Source organism: Streptomyces sp. NPDC030021 (assembly GCF_055574035.1).
On sequence record NZ_JBVIAH010000015.1, the window covers coordinates 139,910 to 156,946 of the forward strand.

Below are 17,037 nucleotides of genomic sequence, written 5' to 3' on the forward strand. Positions count from 1 at the left end.
AACCCCTCTACGCTAACCCGTCCCCGGGGGCGCTCAGGGCGCGTACGTCTCTCCGCCGAGGGTGAGACCGGCGCTGCCCGCGGTGGTGTCGGCGAGCCAGGCCTCGAAGGCGGGCAGGTCCGCCTCCGGGAGGGCCACCTCGATCTCCACCTCGGCCCCGTAGCGCAGGTCCACCACGGTCCGGCCGGTGGAGCGCAGATCGTTCTGGGTCTTGCCGGCCCGCTGGTGGTCGACGGTGACGGTGGCCAGCCGGTAGCGGCGCCGGGTGACGGTGCCGAGCTCGTCGAGGGCCTCGCCGACGACCCCGCCGTAGGCCCTGATCAGGCCGCCGGCGCCGAGCTTCACGCCGCCGTAGTAGCGGGTGACGACGGCGACCGCGTAGCGGATGTCGCGGCGCATGAGCATCTGCAGCATGGGCACCCCGGCGGTGCCGCCGGGCTCGCCGTCGTCGCTGGCCTTCTGGACGGAGGCGTCCGCGCCGACGACGTAGGCGAAGCAGTTGTGCGTGGCGGTGGGGTGCTCCTTGCGGATGCGCGCGACGAAGTCCTGGGCCTCCTGCTCGGTCGCGGCGGGCGCGAGCGAGCACAGGAAGCGCGAGCGGTTGATCTCGGACTCGTGCACGCCCTCACGGGCCACCGTCACGTACTGGTCTGCCTTCACCTCACCACCCTAAGCGGTGCAGAACGGGCTCCCGCCCGTCCGTGGCAGGGCCGGGGGTAGGTTGGCGGACATGGAGCTGCGGGGGCGGAACTACCGGTACGTGGGACCGGCCGAGCTGAGGGCGCTCGTCCGGCCGGAGGGCGAGGGCCGGAGCATCCGCTCGGCCGCGGAGTTCGAGGACTGGGCCTCCGGCCCGGCGGCGGCCGAGCTCTCCGAGCCCGTCACGTTCATCGTGGACCGCGCCGGCGTGCTGCGGCTCGCGCCGCGGCGGAGCGAGCACGTGGTCTGCGCCGGCGGCGGCACGGTGCTGAGCGCCGGGGAGATCACCTTCGGGCGGGAGTCCGGGCGGTGGATGGTCCGAGCGGTGAGCAACCAGTCGACCGGATACTGCCCGGACACCGGCTCGTGGCCGGCCGTCGCGGACGCCCTGGACGCGGCCGGACTCGGCCTGCGCCCGGACGGCTTCACCCACGAGGTGGCCTTCCGCCGCTGCCCGGCCTGCGCGCAGCTGAACATCGTCCGGGAGGAGCACTTCGTCTGCGTCTTCTGCGACGCATCCCTGCCACCGGCCTGGAACGTGGACCCGTCAGCGGGGTGGGCAGCCCAGCACGGCCCGGAACCTCTCGCGCACGATCCGGCATGCCCGCCCGCATGCCGATGAACAGGGGCGCCGTGGGAATGGCGCCCGGGAGTTTTCGGTTGACGCCGCTGAGCGCCGGCCGGTCCGACGCGGTGGAGAAGCAGCGGACAGGGCCGGCGGGGACAAAGGGCATCAGGAGGCGGCACACGTGTACGGCGATCCGGCAACCATCCGCAAGATCCTCACCGAGCTCGGCGACACCTGGGCCGTGGTGGGGCTCTCGAACAACCAGGACCGCGCGGCCTACGGGGTTGCCCGGGTGCTCCAGCGGTTCGGCAAGCGCGTGATCCCCGTGCACCCCAAGGCCGAGACCGTGCACGGTGAGCCCGGGTACGCCTCGCTGGCGGACATCCCGTTCAAGGTGGACGTGGTGGACGTCTTCGTGAACAGCGAGCTGGCCGGCCCCGTCGCCGACCAGGCGGCGTCCGTCGGCGCCGAGGCGGTCTGGTTCCAGCTCGGCGTGATCGACGAAGCCGCGTACGCCCGCACCCGCGAGGCGGGGCTGACGATGGTCATGGACCGCTGCCCCGCGATCGAGATCCCGGCGCTCTAGCCGGCGGACGCGCCGGCACCGGTGCCCTTGCCGTTGCCCCCGTGCGCGTGCGCGGGGGCATGCGCGGGCACCGGGGCCGAGACCGGCGGGACCGACACCGCGAGGGTCATCTCCATCGGTACGGAGCCGTCGTTGCGGTAGGAGTGCGCGAGGTTCGCCTCGAAGGCGGCCGCGGCCCCGGCCGGAACGCGGAATTCCTCCTCGCCGACCACCAGGGTCAGCTCCCCGGCCGTGACGTGCAGCATCTCGATGGTGCCGGACGGGTGCGGGACGGAGTCCGTCCCCTCGCCCGGCACCAGGTGCCAGGTCCACAGCTCCATCGGCCCGCGCTCGTCGGTGCCGATCAGCATCGTCGTCGAACTGCCCGCCTCGCTGGACCAGATCCGCACGACCTGGTCCGGCGGGACGACGCGGACCTGCGGGCCCCGGTCGTGGTCGAGCAGCGCGGAGATGCTGACGCCCAGCGCGTCGGCCAGCCTGACCGTGGTGCCCACGCTGGGGTTCGTACGGGCCTGCTCGATCTGGATGATCATCCCGCGGCTCACTCCCGCGCGGGCCGCCAGGGAGTCCAGGGTGAAACCGCGCTCGCCGCGCCACCGCTTGAGGTTCCTTGCGAGCGCCTGGGTGAGCTGTTCGAGATCCGACACCATTCCGTCCAATATTTTGGATGACACAGTCCAACAGAGTGCACTAACGTGTTCTGTATTCGATGCTGCACTCCAGCGTTCACTGCACTGTACTGCGAGGCTCCATGACCGCCCTCTTCGCCCTGGCCACAGCCGTGCTGTGGGGGCTCGCCGACTTCGGCGGCGGGCTGCTGACCCGCCGGATCCCGGCACTCACGGTGGTCGTCGTCTCGCAGGTCGTCGCCGTGGTCGTGCTCGGCGCGGTGGTCCTCGGCACCGGCGCCTGGCGGGAGGCCAGTCCGCAGCTGTGGTTCGCGGTCGGCGCGGGCCTGGTCGGCCCGGTCGCCATGCTCAGCTTCTACAAGGCGCTGGCCCTCGGCCCGATGGGCGTGGTCTCGCCGCTGGGCTCCCTCGGCGTGGTCGTGCCCGTCGCCGCGGGGCTGCTCCTGGGCGAGCGGCCCGGCCTCGGCCAGTTCGCGGGGATCGCGGTGGCCGTCGTCGGCATCGTCCTCGCGGGCGGCCCGGAGCTGCGCGGCGCGCCGGTCCAGCGGCAGGCCGTCATCCTCACCCTGGTCGCGGCCTTCGGCTTCGGCGCGGTGATGGCCCTGATCTCGGAGGCGTCCAGCAGCGTCACCGGACTGTTCCTCGCACTGTTCGTACAGCGGGTCACCAATGTCGCCGTGGGTGGCGCCGCCCTGTGGACGCAGACCCGGCGCGGCATCCCCGCCCTTCCGGCTGGCACCGGCCCGAAGCTCCTGTGGGGGCTGCTGCCCGCCCTGGCGTTCGTCGGCCTCGCGGATGTCGCGGCGAACGGCACGTACTCCATAGCCGCCCAGAACGGCCCGGTCACCATGGCCGCCGTACTGTCCTCGCTCTACCCGGTGATCACCGCGCTCGCCGCCTTCGCCGTACTCAAGGAACGGCTGCGCACGGTGCAGGCCGCGGGCGCCGGGCTGGCCCTCGCCGGAACGGTTCTCCTGGCCGCGGGCTGACCGGCACGACCTAGGAGTGCTCGGCCTCCGCGAGCTCGGCCTCCGACAGCTCGGCCAGACCGCGCAGCTGCTCCGGGGTCATCCCGTCGGGGATCGGCACCGGCGTCGGCGTGCGCAGCGGCGGCTGCCAGCCCGTCTCCGGCTCCCAGCGCCGTACGATGCGCGCCGGCGCCCCCGCCACCACGGCGTGGTCCGGAACCTCGCCCCGTACGACGGCGCCCGCGGCCACGACCACGTTGCGGCCGAGGCGCGCGCCCGGCAGGATCACCGCGCCGGTGCCGAGCCAGCACCCCGGGCCGATCTCGACGGGTGCGCTGCGCGGCCACTGCCGGCCGACGGGCTCGTGCGGGTCGTCGTAGCTGTGGTTGGTGGACGTGATGTAGACACCGGGGCCGCAGAAGGTGTTCGAGCCGATGGTGATCCGGGCGTCGGCGATGACATGGCTGTTGCGGCCTATGACCACCCCGTCGCCGAGCACCAGCATCGGCTCGGCGCCCAGGTCGAGGTCCGGCATCATCCCGGCGGTGAGGGTGACCTGCTCGCCGATGATGCAGTGCCCGCCGAGCCGGATCCACCGCTCGCCGAAGACGGTGCCCTGTGGGAAGGCGAGCCGGGTGCCGTCCCCGATCGCGCCGAACCTGAGCCGCCCCGGGGTCTGCGCGGTGACCGCACCGGCCTGCTGCATCCAGCGCCAGCCGGTGTGGACCACGCGGCTCGCCAGCCGGCGGCGCGCGGCCGTCAGAGATGAGAACGTGTTCTGTTTCTTCGGCACCCGGCCACGGTAGTGCGCCGGGCCCCGCTCGCCCCGGCCACACTCCTGTGATCTTCACCCCATCGCCGGTGCGGCGGCACGCGTGGCCTACGGTGCCGTTAGCGCGGCAACCGGACGACGGACGCAGAGGAAGAGAACATGACGCACCAGGCGGCCCAGGCACTCGTGGCGGGTGTCGGCGGCAAGAACCCGGACATCGACCCGACGGCCTTCACGGCTCCGACCTCGGTCGTGGTCGGCGACGTCACCCTCGCCGCGGGCGCGAGCATCTGGTACTCGGCGGTGCTGCGCGCCGACTGCGGCCCGATCACGCTCGGCGCGGACAGCAACCTGCAGGACAACTGCACGGTGCACGTGGACCCCGGCTTCCCGGTCTCGATCGGCGAGCGCGTCTCCATCGGCCACAACGCCGTCGTGCACGGCTGCACCGTCGAGGACGACTGCCTGATCGGCATGGGTGCGACCGTGCTGAACGGCGCGGTGATCGGCGCCGGTTCGCTGGTGGCCGCGCAGGCCCTGGTCCCGCAGGGCATGGTCGTCCCGCCCGGCTCACTGGTGGCGGGCGTGCCCGCCAAGGTGCGCCGTGAGCTGACCGACGAGGAGCGCGAGGGCATCAAGGTCAACGCCCTGATGTACGTGGAGCTGGCCAAGCAGCACCGCGCGTCGGTGACCCCGGAGGGCTAGGCCGTCTCTTCCGGATCTTGCCGGGCCGCCCACGCGGCTGCGAGCAGGGTCCTGACGGCCTTGTGGTCCCGGTCGTGCGAGAAGGGTCCCCGGCGGGCGGTGATCCACTGCCCCGCCGTCCCCTCCCGGAAGGTCCGCTCGGTGGGGACGGCGCCCCGGTCCAGCAGCAGGTCCACGCGCTCCGTGTGCTTGCGGTCCCTGCGCGTGGCCGCCAGGACCAGCGGCACGTAGCGTATCCGTCCGGCGGGACCGCCGGGCGGGGCTCCCGCGTCGAGGGGGCCCGGGCGATGTACGTGTCGCCGCTGTCGGCCGCTCACCCCTGCCCGTTGACCAGCGGGTTGTAGTGGTCCGACCGGCCCTCGTCGGACCAGTCCCCTTCCGGTCCCGCCACTGCCGTCACTCGCCTACGGTGGCCCGGGCCGCCGCCTGCGAGGGGATCTCCGCTTCGGCAGCCCCGGCGGCCGCGGCCGCCTTCTTCATCCGGCTGCGCACCACGAGCGTCACCGCGAGCCCGAACAGCACGGCGAGCGCCAGGGCCAGCCAGGAGAACCGCTTCAGCCACGGCTCGGCGACGATTCCGACCGAGTAGATGACGGCCGTGGTGCCGCCGGCCCAGAGGATGCCACCGAGGACGTTGGCGACCAGGAAGCGCCAGTAGGGCATGTGCAGCACGCCCGCCAGCGGCCCGGCAAAGATCCGCAGCAGGGCCACGAACCGTCCGAAGAAGACGGCCCACATGCCCCACTTCTCGAAGGAGCGTTCCGCCAGCGCCACCTGCTGGGGGCCGAAGTGCTTCGGGAAGCGCCGGCCCAGCCGCTCCAGAAGCGGCTTGCCGCCCCGGCGGCCGATCGCGTAGCCGATCGAGTCGCCCACGATCGCCCCGGTGATCGCGCAGAGCCCCAGGATCACGGGGTCGATCTCCCCGTGCTGCGAGGCCAGCAGCGCCGAGCTGACCAGGATGATCTCTCCCGGCAGCGGGATGCCGAGGCTCTCCAGCCCGATGACCAGACCCACCAGGAGATAGATGCTGACCGCCGGAATCGTCTCCAGCCATTCCTGGATGTGCACCGGTACGTCCTCCCGTGTCGTCCCCGGCGCGCCCCCTGTGACACGCCGAACGGGCAGCCTATCGGCTCGTCACGACCGCCTTGGACCTCAGTGGCAGTTCACGCGACGAACGGCCCACGAACACCTGCCGTCGGCCGGAACCCAGCACCCAGGCATGCCGCTCCGGGTCCCACGACGACAGCGCCCGCGCGGTGATGTCCAGGGTGACCCGCTCCGCCTCGCCCGGTGCCAGGACCAGTCGCCGGTAGCCGGCCAGCGCGCGCACCGGCTGGTCGAGCTCCAGCTCCGCGGACGGGCCGACATACACCTGGGCCACCTCGGTGCCCTTGCGGCGACCGGTGTTGCGGACGGTGAACTCCACGCGCAGCCCTCCCCGCTCCGGCCGGACGGTGAGCTTCTCGTACTGCCAGGTGGTGTACGAGAGCCCGTGCCCGAAGGGGAACAGCGGGGCCACCAGCTGGGCGTCGTACCAGCGGTGGCCGACGTGGATGCCCTCGGAGTACTCCTGCCGGCCGCCCACGCCCGGGTAACGCAGCGGGTCGCCGCCGACCGGGGTGGCCTGCTCGTCGGCCGGGAAGGTCTGGGTGAGGCGGCCTCCGGGGTCCACGTCCCCGAAGAGGAGGTCGGCGGCGGCTCCCGCGCCCTCCTGGCCCGGGTAGTACATCTGGAGGACCGCCCCGGTACGGGAGAGCCACGGCATCGTCGTACTGGAGGAAGTGTTGAGCACGACGGTCGTACGGGGGTTCGCGGCGGCCACCGCCTCGATCAGCCGCTCCTGCCCGCCCGGGAGCGCCAGGGAGGTCCGGTCCCGGCCCTCGGTGGCGTCCTCGTAGGCGAACAGCACCACACTGCGGGCCGACTTCGCGGTCTTCACGGCCTCGGCGAGGTCCGCGGCGCGGATCTCCCCGGTGGTGTGCCGGAGCCGGAAGCGCTGGCCCTTGTCCCCGCCCTCGGCGGTCACGGCGAGCCGGTGGGCGCCCGCCTTGAGGGCGAGGGTGGTGCGGCGGACGCTCATCCCGTCGGGTGCGGAGCCGAGCAGGCCGCCGGCGAAGCACTCGGCCACGCCCTGCCGGACGGGGAACAGCTCCTCCCCGTCGAGGCGTACGACGGGCCGCTTCCCGGTGTAGTGGACGAGCAGGGTCCACTCGTCGTCGTCCGCGAGGCGGAACTCCCCCTCGTGGCTCCAGACGCGCCCGGGGTCCACGGCCCGCGCGTCCAGGTCGGCGGCCGGGATCAGCAGCTTCGCCGGGAGCGGCCGCCCGTACAGGTCCTCACCGAGGGCGTAGCGGACGGTCGAACCGTTCCCGGCCCGTCGCCGGATGGCCGTGAGCGGGGCGGCCGCCCCGTCGGGGACCACGTGCGCGCTGCCGCCGCCGCCGACGAAGGGCACCTGGCCGGTCGGTCCGATCACCGCGATCGAGCGGGCGGCGGCGCCGGTCAGCGGCAGGGTGCCGTGTTCGTTGCGCAGCAGCACCGCTCCCGCGGTGGCCACCTTGCGGGCGGTCCGCGCCCCGGCGGCGGCGTCGCGCGGGGGCCGGGCGGCGGACGGGGCCGCGAGCAGTCCGAAGCGGTCCATGGTGGTCAGGATCCGGTGGACGGCGAGGTCGACGGCGTCCACCGGTACGGAGCCGCCGCGCACCGCCTCGCGCAGCGGTCCGCCGAAGTGGGTGCCCCCGGGCATCTCCATGTCGAGGCCGGCGCCGATGGCGGCGACGGTGCTGTGGGTGGCGTCCCAGTCGGACATCACCCAGCCGTCGAACCCCCAGCTGCCGCGCAGCAGTTCGTCGAGCAGCGCCTTGCTCTCGCAGGCGTGGACGCCGTTGACCTTGTTGTAGGCGCCCATGACGGCGCCCGCGCCGGCTGCCACGGCGGCCTCGAAGCCCCGTAGCTCGGTCTCGTGCAGGGTCTGCTCGGCGGCGATCACGTCGACGGTGTCGCGGCCGTGCTCCTGGTTGTTGAGGGCGAAGTGCTTGACGGTGGCGATGAGGCCCTCGTCCTGGATGCCGCGGATCATCTCGCCCACCAGGTCGGCGGTCAGGTGCGGGTCCTCGGCGAAGGTCTCGAAGTTCCGGCCCGCGTACGGGGTGCGGATGAGGTTGACCATGGGTGACAGCAGGACGTCCTGGCCGAGCGCCCGGCCCTCGCGGCCGATGACGCGGCCGTACTCGCGGGCCAGCGCCGGGTCGAAGGCGGAGGCGAGCAGGACCGGCGCGGGCAGTGCGGTGGCGGGTCGGGCGACCCGTACCCCGGCGGGCCCGTCGGCGAGGCGCAGCGCCGGGATGCCCAGGCGCGGTACGCCGGGCACGTAGCCGGCCTGGCCGAGGGAGGCGGGATCGGGGGCTCCGTGCAGCAGGCTGGTCTTCTCGTCGAGGGTGAGGCGCTCCAGCAGCGCGTCGATGCGCGCGGCGCCCTTGGCCTCGGCGGCGGCCGGTGCGGCGGGCGGCGCCTTGCGGGCTCCCGCGCCCGGCGGCACCCCGGGCGCGCAGGCGCCCGCTCCGAGGGCCGTGCCCGCCGTGCCCGCCGCCGCGAGCAGTCGCATCGCGGAACGTCTGGACACGGCCTCGCTCATGGGCGCTCCCTGCGGCGTGGGTCGGCGGGAGCGGCCCGCGCCGGACCGCTCCCGCGCCCACTGTGCGCCGCGCGCCCGCCGGGTCGGCCGAGACGCGCCACCGCGGCGCCGAGGTTCAGCCCTCCGGCAGCGGCGGCGCACTGCCGGCGCCGCGCCGGGTCTCGTCCTGGCGCTGCACCCGTGCCTCGGTGCGGTGGCCGCGGGCGATGTAGTCCCGTACGACGGCCTCCACCGCGTCCTGCGGCGAGCCGACTCCGGCGAGCACCATCACCTCCACCACGAGCTCGGCGTCGAGGCTGATGTCCACCTTGGCCACGGGCGTTCCCTCCGTCGTCGTGCGATGGAGCTCAGGGGGTGTCTTGCCGGTCGGGCCGGATCAGGGAGCGGTGCCTGGTGCGTGCGATCGCAAGGCCGAGGAGGGAGTCGACTCGGAGCGTCGGTGACCGACGAGAACGCGGCGAGCGTGCGTGCCGGACACCGCGAGCCCGGCCTTACCGGCAAGACACCCCCCAGGACGTGGCGGACCGTGGCCGCAGCGGTTGCCGTCGGCCGGTCGTCAGGCGTTGGGACGCAGGGTCCAGACGACCGTCATCTCGCCGGTCACGGCCTCGTCCTCGCGCTGGATGGCGATGGTGACCGGGAACTCGGGGCGGCCGCCGGCGTCGAGTTCGGCGATGACCTCCGCGGCAGGGCGGCCGAGCGTGGCGGTGGCGGTCACGACGCCCTTGGCGAGCTTCTTGTAGCCGATCTCGGCCTTCACGGCGAGCGGGACGGCGCGCGAGAGCTGGTCACCGAAGGCGGCCAGGACGATCGCGCCGCTCGCGGACTCGGCGAGGGTGAACATCGCGCCGGCGTGCGGGCCGCCGACGTGGTTGTGGTAATCGGGCTGGTCCGGAAGCCGGACGACCGCGCGCTCGGGGGTGGTCTCCAGGAACTGGAGGTTCAGGGTCCGGGCCATCGGTACGGTCGCGGCGAGCAGTTCGCCCACGTTCATCTGATCTGCGCTCATGGAACGCGATGTTACCCACGAGTAGTCCTGATTGACCAGAGCTCCCAAGGGGGCGGCCGTGGCTCCCCGCCGCCACGGCCACTATCGTTACCGGCCATGTGGCCAGGACAGCAGCAGCCGCCCGGGGGCGAACAGAACCCTCAGGACGCGCAACAGAACCCGTACCAGCAGCAGCCGGGACAGCCGGGGCAGCCGAACCCGTACCAGCAGCAGCCCGGTTACGGATACCCGCAGCAGCCGGGGTACCAGCAGCCCCAGGGCGTTCCCGGCCAGCAGTGGGGCCAGCCCCAGCTGCCTCAGCAGCCCCAGCCCGCCGCCGGCAGCGGCGGCGGGAGCCCGTACTCGACCAAGACCGTGGCGATCGTCGCCGCGGCCGCCGTCATCGTGGCGGCCGCCGCGACCGGCGCGTTCGTCCTGACCCGGGACGACAAGAAGACCGAGGCCGACGACAAGCCGGCGGCCAGCCCTTCGGCGCCGGCGTCCGAGGCACCCGCCCCGGCCGGCAGCAGCCCGAACCCGCGGGCCGGCGGCAGCGCCCAGCCCGTCATCCCGGGCTGGAAGGTCGTGGTGAACACGAAGTACGGCGTCAGCTACGACGTGCCCCCCGAGTGGAACGTCAACGAATCCGGCGTGATCCTCTCCTTCCACGACGAGGTCAAGAACGACGGCACGCCCCTCATCACGATGAGCGGCACCGCCACCCTCAAGGAGGAGTGGTGCACGGTCGACAAGGACGCGGACGGCAGGGTCGAGAAGTTCTCCCTCGCGGACACCGGAATCAAGGGCGCCCAGGGCGCCAAGGACACCGCACAGGTGGCGACCGACAACACCAGTGCCTGGGCCTGGGCGGCCTTCGCCCAGAAGGAGCCCAAGGGAACGGTCAAGGTGGCCGCTCCCAAGGAGTACACGACCTCCTCCGGGGTCAAGGGCCACCTGGTGGTGGCGACCGCTCCGAACCTGAAGAAGGAGCACAAGTGCTCCACCGACGGCAAGACGGTCGGCTTCGGCTTCAAGAACGCCGTCGGTGACTTCGCCAGCTTCGTGCTCATCAGCGCGGCCGGCGTGAAGGACGAGGTTCCGACCGACGTCTCCGACAAGATCATCAGTTCCATCCGGCTCACCACCCCGTGATCCCCCCGTCCCGTGTCCCGGGCCGGCAATCCGTTTGGATTCCCGGCCCGGGGCGGGGATAGTCCCGGGGTGAGCTCTCCCCGCACCGCAGCACCCCGTACGCCCGCGAACCGCCGCCGGCCCGAGTGGGCCGGCCGCAACTACAGCCTGCTCACAGGTGCGGCGATCATCACGAACCTGGGGAGCCACGGAGCACACATCGCGGCCGCCTTCGCGGTCATGCAGGCCGGCGGGTCCGTCGGCGACGTGGGCCTGATCGCGGCCGCCCGCACGCTGCCGCTCGTCCTCTTCCTGCTCATCGGCGGCGCCATCGCCGACCGGCTGCCCCGCCATCGCGTGATGGTCGCGGCCAACGTCCTGAACTGCCTCTCGCAGGCCGCCTTCGCCGTCCTCGTCCTCGCGGGCGAACCCCAGCTGTGGCAGATGATGCTGCTGACCGCCCTGTGCGGCACCGGTACGGCCTTCTTCAATCCCGCGGCCGAGGGCATGCTGCTCTCCACCGTCTCCGGCGAACACTCCAACCGGGCGTTCGCACTCTTCCGCATGGCGATCAACGGCGCCGGCATCGGGGGCGCGGCCCTCGGCGGAGCGATGATCGCCGCGGTGGGCCCGGGCTGGGTCCTGGCCGCCGACGCGGCGGCCTTCGCCGTCGCCGGCGCCCTGCGGACCTTCCTCGACGTCAGCCACGTACCCGACCGGGCCCCCGGCGGCGGCCTGCTGGCCGATCTGCGCGAGGGCTGGGTGGAGGTCCGGACCCGCCCCTGGCTGTGGAGCATCGTGCTCCAGTTCTCCGTCGTGGTGGCCGTCGTCGGCGCCGCCGACGCGGTCTACGGACCGCTGGTCGCCCGGGACCAGCTGGGCGGGCCCGCGCCCTGGGGCGTGGCCCTGGCCTTCTTCGGCGTCGGCACCATCGCCGGGGCCGTCCTGATGATGACGTGGAAACCGCGCCGTCTGCTGCTCGTCGGCACCCTGTGCGTGTTCCCGCTGGCGCTGCCCTCGGCGGGACTCGCCGTGCCGCTGCCCGTATGGGGGCTGTGCGTGGTGATGTTCGTCAGCGGTGCCGCGATCGAGGTCTTCGGCGTGAACTGGATGACCGCGATGCACCAGGAGATCCCGGAGGAGAAGTTCTCCCGGGTCACCGCCTACGACTGGTTCGGCTCGGTGTCGATGCTTCCGCTGGCCACCGCCCTGGCCGGGCCCGCCGAATCGGCCTTCGGGCGTACCCAGGCCCTGTGGGGCTGCGCGGTCCTGGTCGTCGTGCCCACCGCCCTCGTCCTGCTGGTCCCGGACGTCCGCCGCATGACCCGCAAGGCCCACGTCAAGACGGTCACCGGGGCCGCCGCGGCCCCGGCCGAGCAGACCCCCGCCGACGCCGCCGGCCGCTGACGCACCGTCGGCCCAGGCCGCTCACCCCAGGCGCTCACCCCAGCCGCTCACCCCAGCCGCTCACCCCAGGCTGAACGCACCCTCCGGCGGCGCCGGGGAAGGGGCCGCGTCCGCGTCGGCCACCGGTGCCGCGCCCTTCCTGAACCGGACCAGCCCGTCCCCGTACTCCACCCTGGCGGCAAACGCGTCGGCCGCGCACCTGCGGGCCAGCGCGCCCACCTCCAGCGGGGTGTCGGAGGCCAGCAGTACGGCGTTCCCGAACCGCCTCCCCCGCAGCACCGCCGGCTCGGCGATCAGCGCCAGCTCCGCGAACGCCTCGGCGAAGTTCGCCACCTGCGCCCGCAGGAAGTCGAAGGGCGCCCCGTCGGCCAGGTTCGCCGCGTACAGCCCGCCGGGCCGCAGCACCCGCGCGGCCGCCCGGGCGTACTCCACCGACGTCAGCTGCGCCGGCACCCGCGAGCCGCCGAACACATCGGCCACCACCAGGTCCGCGCTCGCCGCGGGCGCCGCCTCCAGCCAGGCGCGGGCGTCGGCAGTGTGCACGGTGACACCGGAGCCCGCCGCGAGCGGCAGGTGCTCGGCCACCAGGTCGACCAGACCCGCGTCGAACTCGACGACCGTCTGCCGGGAGCCGGGCCGGGTGGCCGCGGCGTAGCGCGGCAGGGTGAGCGCTCCGCCGCCGAGGTGCAGGAGGTCCAGCGCGAGCCCCGGCTCGGCGGCGCAGTCCAGGACGTGCGCGAGGCGGCGTACGTACTCGAATTCCAGGTGCTGCGGATCGTCCAGGTCCACGTACGACTGCGGCGCCCCGTCGACGGTCAGCAGCCAGGCCCGGTCCCGGTCCACGTCCGGCATCAGCTTGGCGGTGCCCTGGCCCACGTCCCGGACGACCGGGATCTGTTCGTCGCTCACCGCTCCATTGTCCGGCAGCGGCCGGGCGGGCTTCGAACAGACCTCAGGCGGCCCCGGCCGACCAGACCGCCGCCGTCTCCCCCGCGTGCTCCTCGGCCTGCGCCAGGCCCGCGCGGGCGGCCGGGTCCCGCCGCGCCGGATCCAGCACGTTGCGCCCGAAGGCCTTGCGGGCGGCCGCCGACGGGGTGATCAGCAGGACCTGCGCGCCCGCCTCCCGGAGCCGCTCGGCCTGCGCCGACGGCGAGGGGACCAGCCCGGAGCCGAGCGACATCGGGGCGAGGATCACCACGCGCGCGTAGCCGGCGGCCAGGTCCGCATTGGTGGCGGAGCGGATTCCGCCGTCGATGAAGCGGCGGCCGCCGACCGTGACCGGCGGCCACACCCCGGGCACCGCGCAGCTCGCCGAGACCGCGTCGACGAGCCCGTCGCCGCTCCCCCGTTCGAACGCCTTGAGCTCACCGCTGAGCGCGTCCACCGCCGTGACGACGAGCCGCCGCTCGGGCCACTCGTGCGAGACCAGCCGGGCGGCCAGCACCTTGCGCCGCTCGGCCTCGGCGCCGGTGTCGGCGGCCAGCGCCATGGCGCCGACCCGCTGCCGGTAGGCCGTGGCGGTGCGCGAGCGCGCCATCGCGACGGCGTACCGGGCGAGGGCACCGGCTCCCAGTTTCGCCGTGGCCTCCCCGGCGGGGTCCCCGAGCTGACGCTCGTACAGCTCCTGCGCGCTGAGCAGTCCGGAGGTGAGCTGCGCCCCGACCACCGAACCGGCCGAGGTGCCGACGACCAGGTCCGCGGTGGTGAGGTCCACGCCCGCGCGGGCGAGGCCGTACAGGATTCCGCACTCCCAGCCGATGCCGGTCAGTCCCCCGCCGCCGAGCACCAGTGCCGTGTCCGCGCTCATCTCCGCCCGCCCCTCCGCTCATGCCTGTGGTGACGGCAGTCTGGCGCAGCCAGGCCACCGCCACCACAGAGGGGTCCGGATCAGGCCCGGATCACCCCGGTACGGCCGTCACCCCGATACGGCCGTCACCCCGATACGGCCGTCACCCCAGTACCGCCGTCACCGTCCCCGCGCCGACGGTCCGACCGCCCTCGCGGATCGCGAAGCCGAGCCCCGACTCCAGCGGGACGTCCCGGCCGAGCTCGACGGTCATCGTGACCGTCTCCCCGGGCCGGGCCACGGCGGCCTCACCCAGGTCGACGTCCCCCACCACGTCGGCGGTGCGGATGTAGAACTGCGGCCGGTAGCCGCTGGCGACCGGTGTCGTACGGCCGCCCTCGCGCCCGGAGAGCACGTACACCTGCGCGGTGAACCGGCGCTGCGGCGTCACGCTGCCGGGCGCGGCCACCACGTGCCCGCGGCGCACGCCGTCGCGCGGCACCCCGCGCAGCAGCAGCGCGACGTTGTCCCCGGCCTCGGCGGACTCCATCGGCTTCCCGAAGGTCTCCAGCCCGGTGACGACCGTCAGGGCCGGCTCGCCGTCGCCGCCGAGGACCGCCACGCGGTCCCCGAGCCGTACGGTGCCGCGCTCGACGGCGCCGGTCACGACGGTGCCGCGCCCGGTGATGGTCAGCACGTTCTCCACCGGCAGCAGGAACGGCGCGTCCGTGTAGCGCACCGGGGTCGGTACGTACGTGTCCACCGCGTCCAGCAGCGCCTGGATCGCCTCCGTCCACCGCGGGTCGCCCTCCAGCGCCCCGAGTCCGGAGACCCGTACGACCGGCGCGCTGTCACCGCCGTATCCGTGCGCGGTGAGCAGCTCGCGGACCTCCAGCTCGACCAGGTCGGTCAGCTCGGGGTCCCCGGCGTCGGCCTTGTTGAGCGCCACCACGATGTGGTCGACGCCGACCTGCCGGGCGAGGAGCACGTGCTCGGCGGTCTGCGGCATGACCCCGTCGAGCGCGGAGACGACGAGGATCGCGCCGTCGAGTTGGGCGGCGCCCGTGACCATGTTCTTGATGTAGTCGGCGTGACCTGGCATGTCCACGTGGGCGTAGTGCCGGGTGTCGGTCTCGTACTCGACGTGCGTGAGGTTGATGGTGATGCCGCGCCGGGACTCCTCGGGGGCCCGGTCGATGCGGTCGAAGGGCACGAAGGAGGCGCCGCCGTGCTCGGCGAGGACCTTGGTGATGGCGGCGGTGAGGGTGGTCTTGCCGTGGTCGACGTGACCCATGGTGCCGATGTTGAGGTGCGGCTTGGTGCGCACGAAGGCCGTCTTGGCCATGATTCATTCCCGTGTCTGGAAGCTGGAACGGGACCCCGAGGTCGAGCCGACCCTCCCCCTGCGGGGTCCGCCGGACGATCCGGGAAGGGTCAGCTTCGTGCGCCGTCGAATGCGGCGAAGACGGGTGCGTACGCAGGTGCGCCTGCCGGTGCGCCTGCGGTCGCGGCAGCCTTCGGCGCGTCCGCGACTGCGGACCGCGCTGCGAGGAAGGCATACCGGTTCATGCCCCTGATCCTGCCGGACGCTCCGGGGCACGTCGAACGAATTACGGCGTGGTCAGAGGTTCTTGAGCGCCTCGCGCACGGACAGCGGGGCCAGGGAGCCGCGTTCGGCCCCGACGAAGGCGCGTACCGCTCCGGGGTCCGTCTTCGCGTACTCGCGCAGGGCCCAGCCGATGGCCTTGCGCACGAAGAAGTCCGGGTGGCCGGCCCGGCGACGGCAGTAGGCGAAGAGCCGTCCGGTGTCGGTGGCGGACGTGAAGCGGAGCTGGTGGAGCAGCGCGGTGCGGGCGAGCCAGAGGTTCTCGTCCTCGATCCACTCGTCCATCACGGCCGCGAGTTCCGGGTCGGCGGCCACCAGCGGGCCGACCGTGTGCGCGGCCAGCAGGTCGACGGTGTCCCACCAGGGGACGGTGACGATCAGGTGCCGGACCACCGGCAGGAAGCCGGAGGAACAGCGGGCGGCGTGGCGGCGCAGGTAGTCCACCGCGAAGTACTGGTACTCGCGCTCCGGGAGCAGCCAGCAGCGCAGCGCGAGCGCCGCGCAGTCCGTCTCGGTCGGTTCCGGGGTGTTCTTGGTCACGGTCTTCGACAGTTCCCGGCGCAGCGGGGTGGGGATGCCGAGGAAGGGCGCGACGTCCTTCATGTACGCGGCCATGGCCCGGGCCCGTACCGGATCGGCGGCCGCCCCGTACGCTCCGGGCAGCCGCTCCAGCAGGGTGTCCGCGAGGGCGCTGCGGGGAACTCGCGGGGGTCGCCGGTCGTTCGACAGCATGAGGCCCAGATTACGGCGCCCCGCCGTATACGTGGGCTAGTCTCCCGGGATGTCCCTCCTCCTCGCGCCGTGGACCCGGCTGTCGGTGCTCGTCGTGCTGCTCGTCGCGGCCGGCGTGTGCGTGCTGCTGTACGAGCCCCAGCGCATCCTCTCGGAGGGCTGGCCCCCGGGGCTCCCGGTGGGCATGGCGGTCCTGCTGTTCGCTGCCGCGTACGGTGTGTGCACGGCCGCCTTCGTGCCGCGCCCCCTGCTCAATCTGGCCGCGGGAGCCGTCTTCGGCACCCAGTTCGGCCTCGTCGCGGCGGTCGGCGGCACGGTGCTCGGCGGCGCGATCTCCTTCGGACTGGGCCGGATCCTGGGCCAGGAGGCTTTGCGGCCGTTCCTGCGCGGGCGCTGGCTCCAGGCGGCCGACGGGCAGCTCAGCCGGCACGGTTTCCGCTCGATGCTCGCGGTCCGGCTCTTCCCCGGACTGCCGTTCGTGGTGGCCAACTACTGTGCTGCGGTGTCGCGGTGCGGCTGGGGCCCCTTCCTCCTCGCCACGTCGATCGGGGTCGTCCCGAACACCGCCGCGTACGTGATCGCGGGCGCCAGTGCCTCCTCGCCCGGATCGCCCGCGTTCCTCGTCTCGTTCGGCTTCATCGTCGTCTCCGTGGTGGGCGGCGCGGTCTTCGGATGGCGCAAGCGACACCGTCTGGCACCCCCTCGAACCGAGGATCGAGTGACCGAACTGGTGCCCCAGCACCCCCCTGTGTTCAGCGCCGCTTCGCACGGGCCCTAGCATCGGACGCGAACTGCCCGACGATCACAAGGACGAGCGCACCCC

General features: G+C 73.4%; 19 protein-coding genes. 7 read left to right on the forward strand and 12 right to left on the reverse strand.

Annotated elements, in window-relative coordinates; genetic code table 11:
- Window positions 1-33: 33 nt before the first annotated feature.
- Window positions 34-660 carry a YigZ family protein gene (locus ACZ4YL_RS27510; protein WP_301372608.1) on the reverse strand — a complete coding sequence of 209 codons (627 nt, stop codon included), beginning with the start codon at window positions 658-660 and terminating at the stop codon, window positions 34-36.
- 70 nt (window positions 661-730) lie between these two features.
- Here ACZ4YL_RS27510 and ACZ4YL_RS27515 point away from each other — a divergent pair, with 70 nt between their 5' ends.
- The gene (locus ACZ4YL_RS27515; protein WP_468120192.1) at window positions 731-1,321 is read left to right on the forward strand and encodes a hypothetical protein; all 591 of its coding nucleotides are present in this window, start codon (window positions 731-733) and stop codon (window positions 1,319-1,321) included.
- A gap of 127 nt (window positions 1,322-1,448) precedes the next feature.
- Complete coding sequence (locus ACZ4YL_RS27520) at window positions 1,449-1,853, forward strand: CoA-binding protein (RefSeq protein ID WP_314251420.1); 405 nt, start codon at window positions 1,449-1,451, stop codon at window positions 1,851-1,853.
- Here ACZ4YL_RS27520 and ACZ4YL_RS27525 read toward each other — a convergent pair.
- On the reverse strand, window positions 1,850-2,500 hold the full coding sequence (locus ACZ4YL_RS27525; RefSeq protein ID WP_468120300.1) for a cupin domain-containing protein: 651 nt from the start codon (window positions 2,498-2,500) through the stop codon (window positions 1,850-1,852). The genes ACZ4YL_RS27520 and ACZ4YL_RS27525 overlap by 4 nt on opposite strands.
- 104 nt (window positions 2,501-2,604) lie before the next feature.
- Between ACZ4YL_RS27525 and ACZ4YL_RS27530 the strand changes: the two genes are divergently transcribed.
- Complete coding sequence (locus tag ACZ4YL_RS27530; protein ID WP_468120194.1) at window positions 2,605-3,471, forward strand: EamA family transporter; 867 nt, start codon at window positions 2,605-2,607, stop codon at window positions 3,469-3,471.
- Window positions 3,472-3,481: 10 nt separating this feature from the next.
- Here ACZ4YL_RS27530 and ACZ4YL_RS27535 read toward each other — a convergent pair whose 3' ends face one another.
- Window positions 3,482-4,243, reverse strand: coding sequence for an acyltransferase (locus ACZ4YL_RS27535; RefSeq protein ID WP_468120196.1), 762 nt, complete (start codon window positions 4,241-4,243; stop codon window positions 3,482-3,484).
- A gap of 138 nt (window positions 4,244-4,381) precedes the next feature.
- Between ACZ4YL_RS27535 and ACZ4YL_RS27540 the strand changes: the two genes are divergently transcribed.
- Window positions 4,382-4,927 (forward strand): gamma carbonic anhydrase family protein, encoded by a 546-nt coding sequence (locus ACZ4YL_RS27540; RefSeq protein WP_468120198.1) that lies wholly within the window; start codon window positions 4,382-4,384, stop codon window positions 4,925-4,927.
- Here ACZ4YL_RS27540 and ACZ4YL_RS27545 read toward each other — a convergent pair.
- The 5 genes from ACZ4YL_RS27545 to ACZ4YL_RS27565 form a co-directional block, all read right to left on the reverse strand.
- Window positions 4,924-5,154, reverse strand: a complete 231-nt coding sequence (locus tag ACZ4YL_RS27545) for a hypothetical protein (protein WP_468120199.1) — start codon at window positions 5,152-5,154, stop codon at window positions 4,924-4,926. The genes ACZ4YL_RS27540 and ACZ4YL_RS27545 overlap by 4 nt on opposite strands.
- Window positions 5,155-5,323: 169 nt before the next feature.
- Entirely contained in the window at window positions 5,324-5,995 is a 672-nt protein-coding gene (locus ACZ4YL_RS27550) for a DedA family protein (RefSeq protein ID WP_468120200.1), read from the reverse strand.
- 58 nt (window positions 5,996-6,053) lie between these two features.
- Complete coding sequence (locus tag ACZ4YL_RS27555; RefSeq protein WP_468120201.1) at window positions 6,054-8,564, reverse strand: glycoside hydrolase family 3 protein; 2,511 nt, start codon at window positions 8,562-8,564, stop codon at window positions 6,054-6,056.
- 115 nt (window positions 8,565-8,679) lie between these two features.
- Window positions 8,680-8,880, reverse strand: a complete 201-nt coding sequence (locus ACZ4YL_RS27560; RefSeq protein WP_468120202.1) for a DUF2191 domain-containing protein — start codon at window positions 8,878-8,880, stop codon at window positions 8,680-8,682.
- A gap of 240 nt (window positions 8,881-9,120) precedes the next feature.
- Window positions 9,121-9,573: a DUF4442 domain-containing protein gene (locus ACZ4YL_RS27565; protein ID WP_181382609.1), complete on the reverse strand. Its 453-nt coding sequence runs from the start codon at window positions 9,571-9,573 to the stop codon at window positions 9,121-9,123.
- A gap of 96 nt (window positions 9,574-9,669) precedes the next feature.
- On the opposite strand from ACZ4YL_RS27565, the gene ACZ4YL_RS27570 reads away from it, so the two are divergent.
- Complete coding sequence (locus ACZ4YL_RS27570) at window positions 9,670-10,704, forward strand: DUF8017 domain-containing protein (RefSeq protein WP_468120204.1); 1,035 nt, start codon at window positions 9,670-9,672, stop codon at window positions 10,702-10,704.
- A gap of 69 nt (window positions 10,705-10,773) precedes the next feature.
- On the forward strand, window positions 10,774-12,090 hold the full coding sequence (locus tag ACZ4YL_RS27575; RefSeq protein WP_468120206.1) for an MFS transporter: 1,317 nt from the start codon (window positions 10,774-10,776) through the stop codon (window positions 12,088-12,090).
- Between the two features lie 60 nt (window positions 12,091-12,150).
- Here the strand turns inward: ACZ4YL_RS27575 and ACZ4YL_RS27580 are convergent, their stop codons facing one another.
- The 4 genes from ACZ4YL_RS27580 to ACZ4YL_RS27595 all read right to left on the reverse strand — a co-directional run bounded on the left by ACZ4YL_RS27580 (window position 12,151) and on the right by ACZ4YL_RS27595 (window position 16,214).
- Window positions 12,151-12,942 (reverse strand): spermidine synthase, encoded by a 792-nt coding sequence (locus ACZ4YL_RS27580; protein WP_468120302.1) that lies wholly within the window; start codon window positions 12,940-12,942, stop codon window positions 12,151-12,153.
- 100 nt (window positions 12,943-13,042) lie between these two features.
- A complete protein-coding gene (locus ACZ4YL_RS27585; protein ID WP_468120208.1) occupies window positions 13,043-13,897 on the reverse strand; it encodes a patatin-like phospholipase family protein in 855 nt (284 codons plus the stop codon).
- A 142-nt stretch (window positions 13,898-14,039) separates the two neighbouring features.
- The gene (gene tuf / locus ACZ4YL_RS27590; RefSeq protein WP_382539479.1) at window positions 14,040-15,221 is read right to left on the reverse strand and encodes an elongation factor Tu; all 1,182 of its coding nucleotides are present in this window, start codon (window positions 15,219-15,221) and stop codon (window positions 14,040-14,042) included.
- Between the two features lie 276 nt (window positions 15,222-15,497).
- Window positions 15,498-16,214, reverse strand: a complete 717-nt coding sequence (locus tag ACZ4YL_RS27595) for a DNA alkylation repair protein (RefSeq protein WP_468120210.1) — start codon at window positions 16,212-16,214, stop codon at window positions 15,498-15,500.
- A gap of 49 nt (window positions 16,215-16,263) precedes the next feature.
- Between ACZ4YL_RS27595 and ACZ4YL_RS27600 the strand changes: the two genes are divergently transcribed.
- Window positions 16,264-16,992 (forward strand): TVP38/TMEM64 family protein, encoded by a 729-nt coding sequence (locus ACZ4YL_RS27600; RefSeq protein ID WP_468120211.1) that lies wholly within the window; start codon window positions 16,264-16,266, stop codon window positions 16,990-16,992.
- Window positions 16,993-17,037 lie beyond the last annotated feature (45 nt).

Excerpts from the sequence above, each read along its gene's own strand:
- ACZ4YL_RS27515 (WP_468120192.1), top strand. The coding sequence starts at position 731 with ATGGAGCTGCGGGGGCGGAACTACCGGTACGTGGGACCGGCCGAGCTG.
- ACZ4YL_RS27530 (WP_468120194.1), top strand. The coding sequence starts at position 2,605 with ATGACCGCCCTCTTCGCCCTGGCCACAGCCGTGCTGTGGGGGCTCGCC.
- ACZ4YL_RS27540 (WP_468120198.1), top strand. The coding sequence starts at position 4,382 with ATGACGCACCAGGCGGCCCAGGCACTCGTGGCGGGTGTCGGCGGCAAG.
- ACZ4YL_RS27555 (WP_468120201.1), bottom strand. The coding sequence starts at position 8,564 with ATGAGCGAGGCCGTGTCCAGACGTTCCGCGATGCGACTGCTCGCGGCG.
- ACZ4YL_RS27565 (WP_181382609.1), bottom strand. The coding sequence starts at position 9,573 with ATGAGCGCAGATCAGATGAACGTGGGCGAACTGCTCGCCGCGACCGTA.
- ACZ4YL_RS27570 (WP_468120204.1), top strand. The coding sequence starts at position 9,670 with ATGTGGCCAGGACAGCAGCAGCCGCCCGGGGGCGAACAGAACCCTCAG.
- ACZ4YL_RS27580 (WP_468120302.1), bottom strand. The coding sequence starts at position 12,942 with ATGCCGGACGTGGACCGGGACCGGGCCTGGCTGCTGACCGTCGACGGG.
- ACZ4YL_RS27585 (WP_468120208.1), bottom strand. The coding sequence starts at position 13,897 with ATGAGCGCGGACACGGCACTGGTGCTCGGCGGCGGGGGACTGACCGGC.
- tuf (WP_382539479.1), bottom strand. The coding sequence starts at position 15,221 with ATGGCCAAGACGGCCTTCGTGCGCACCAAGCCGCACCTCAACATCGGC.
- ACZ4YL_RS27595 (WP_468120210.1), bottom strand. The coding sequence starts at position 16,214 with ATGCTGTCGAACGACCGGCGACCCCCGCGAGTTCCCCGCAGCGCCCTC.
- ACZ4YL_RS27600 (WP_468120211.1), top strand. The coding sequence starts at position 16,264 with ATGTCCCTCCTCCTCGCGCCGTGGACCCGGCTGTCGGTGCTCGTCGTG.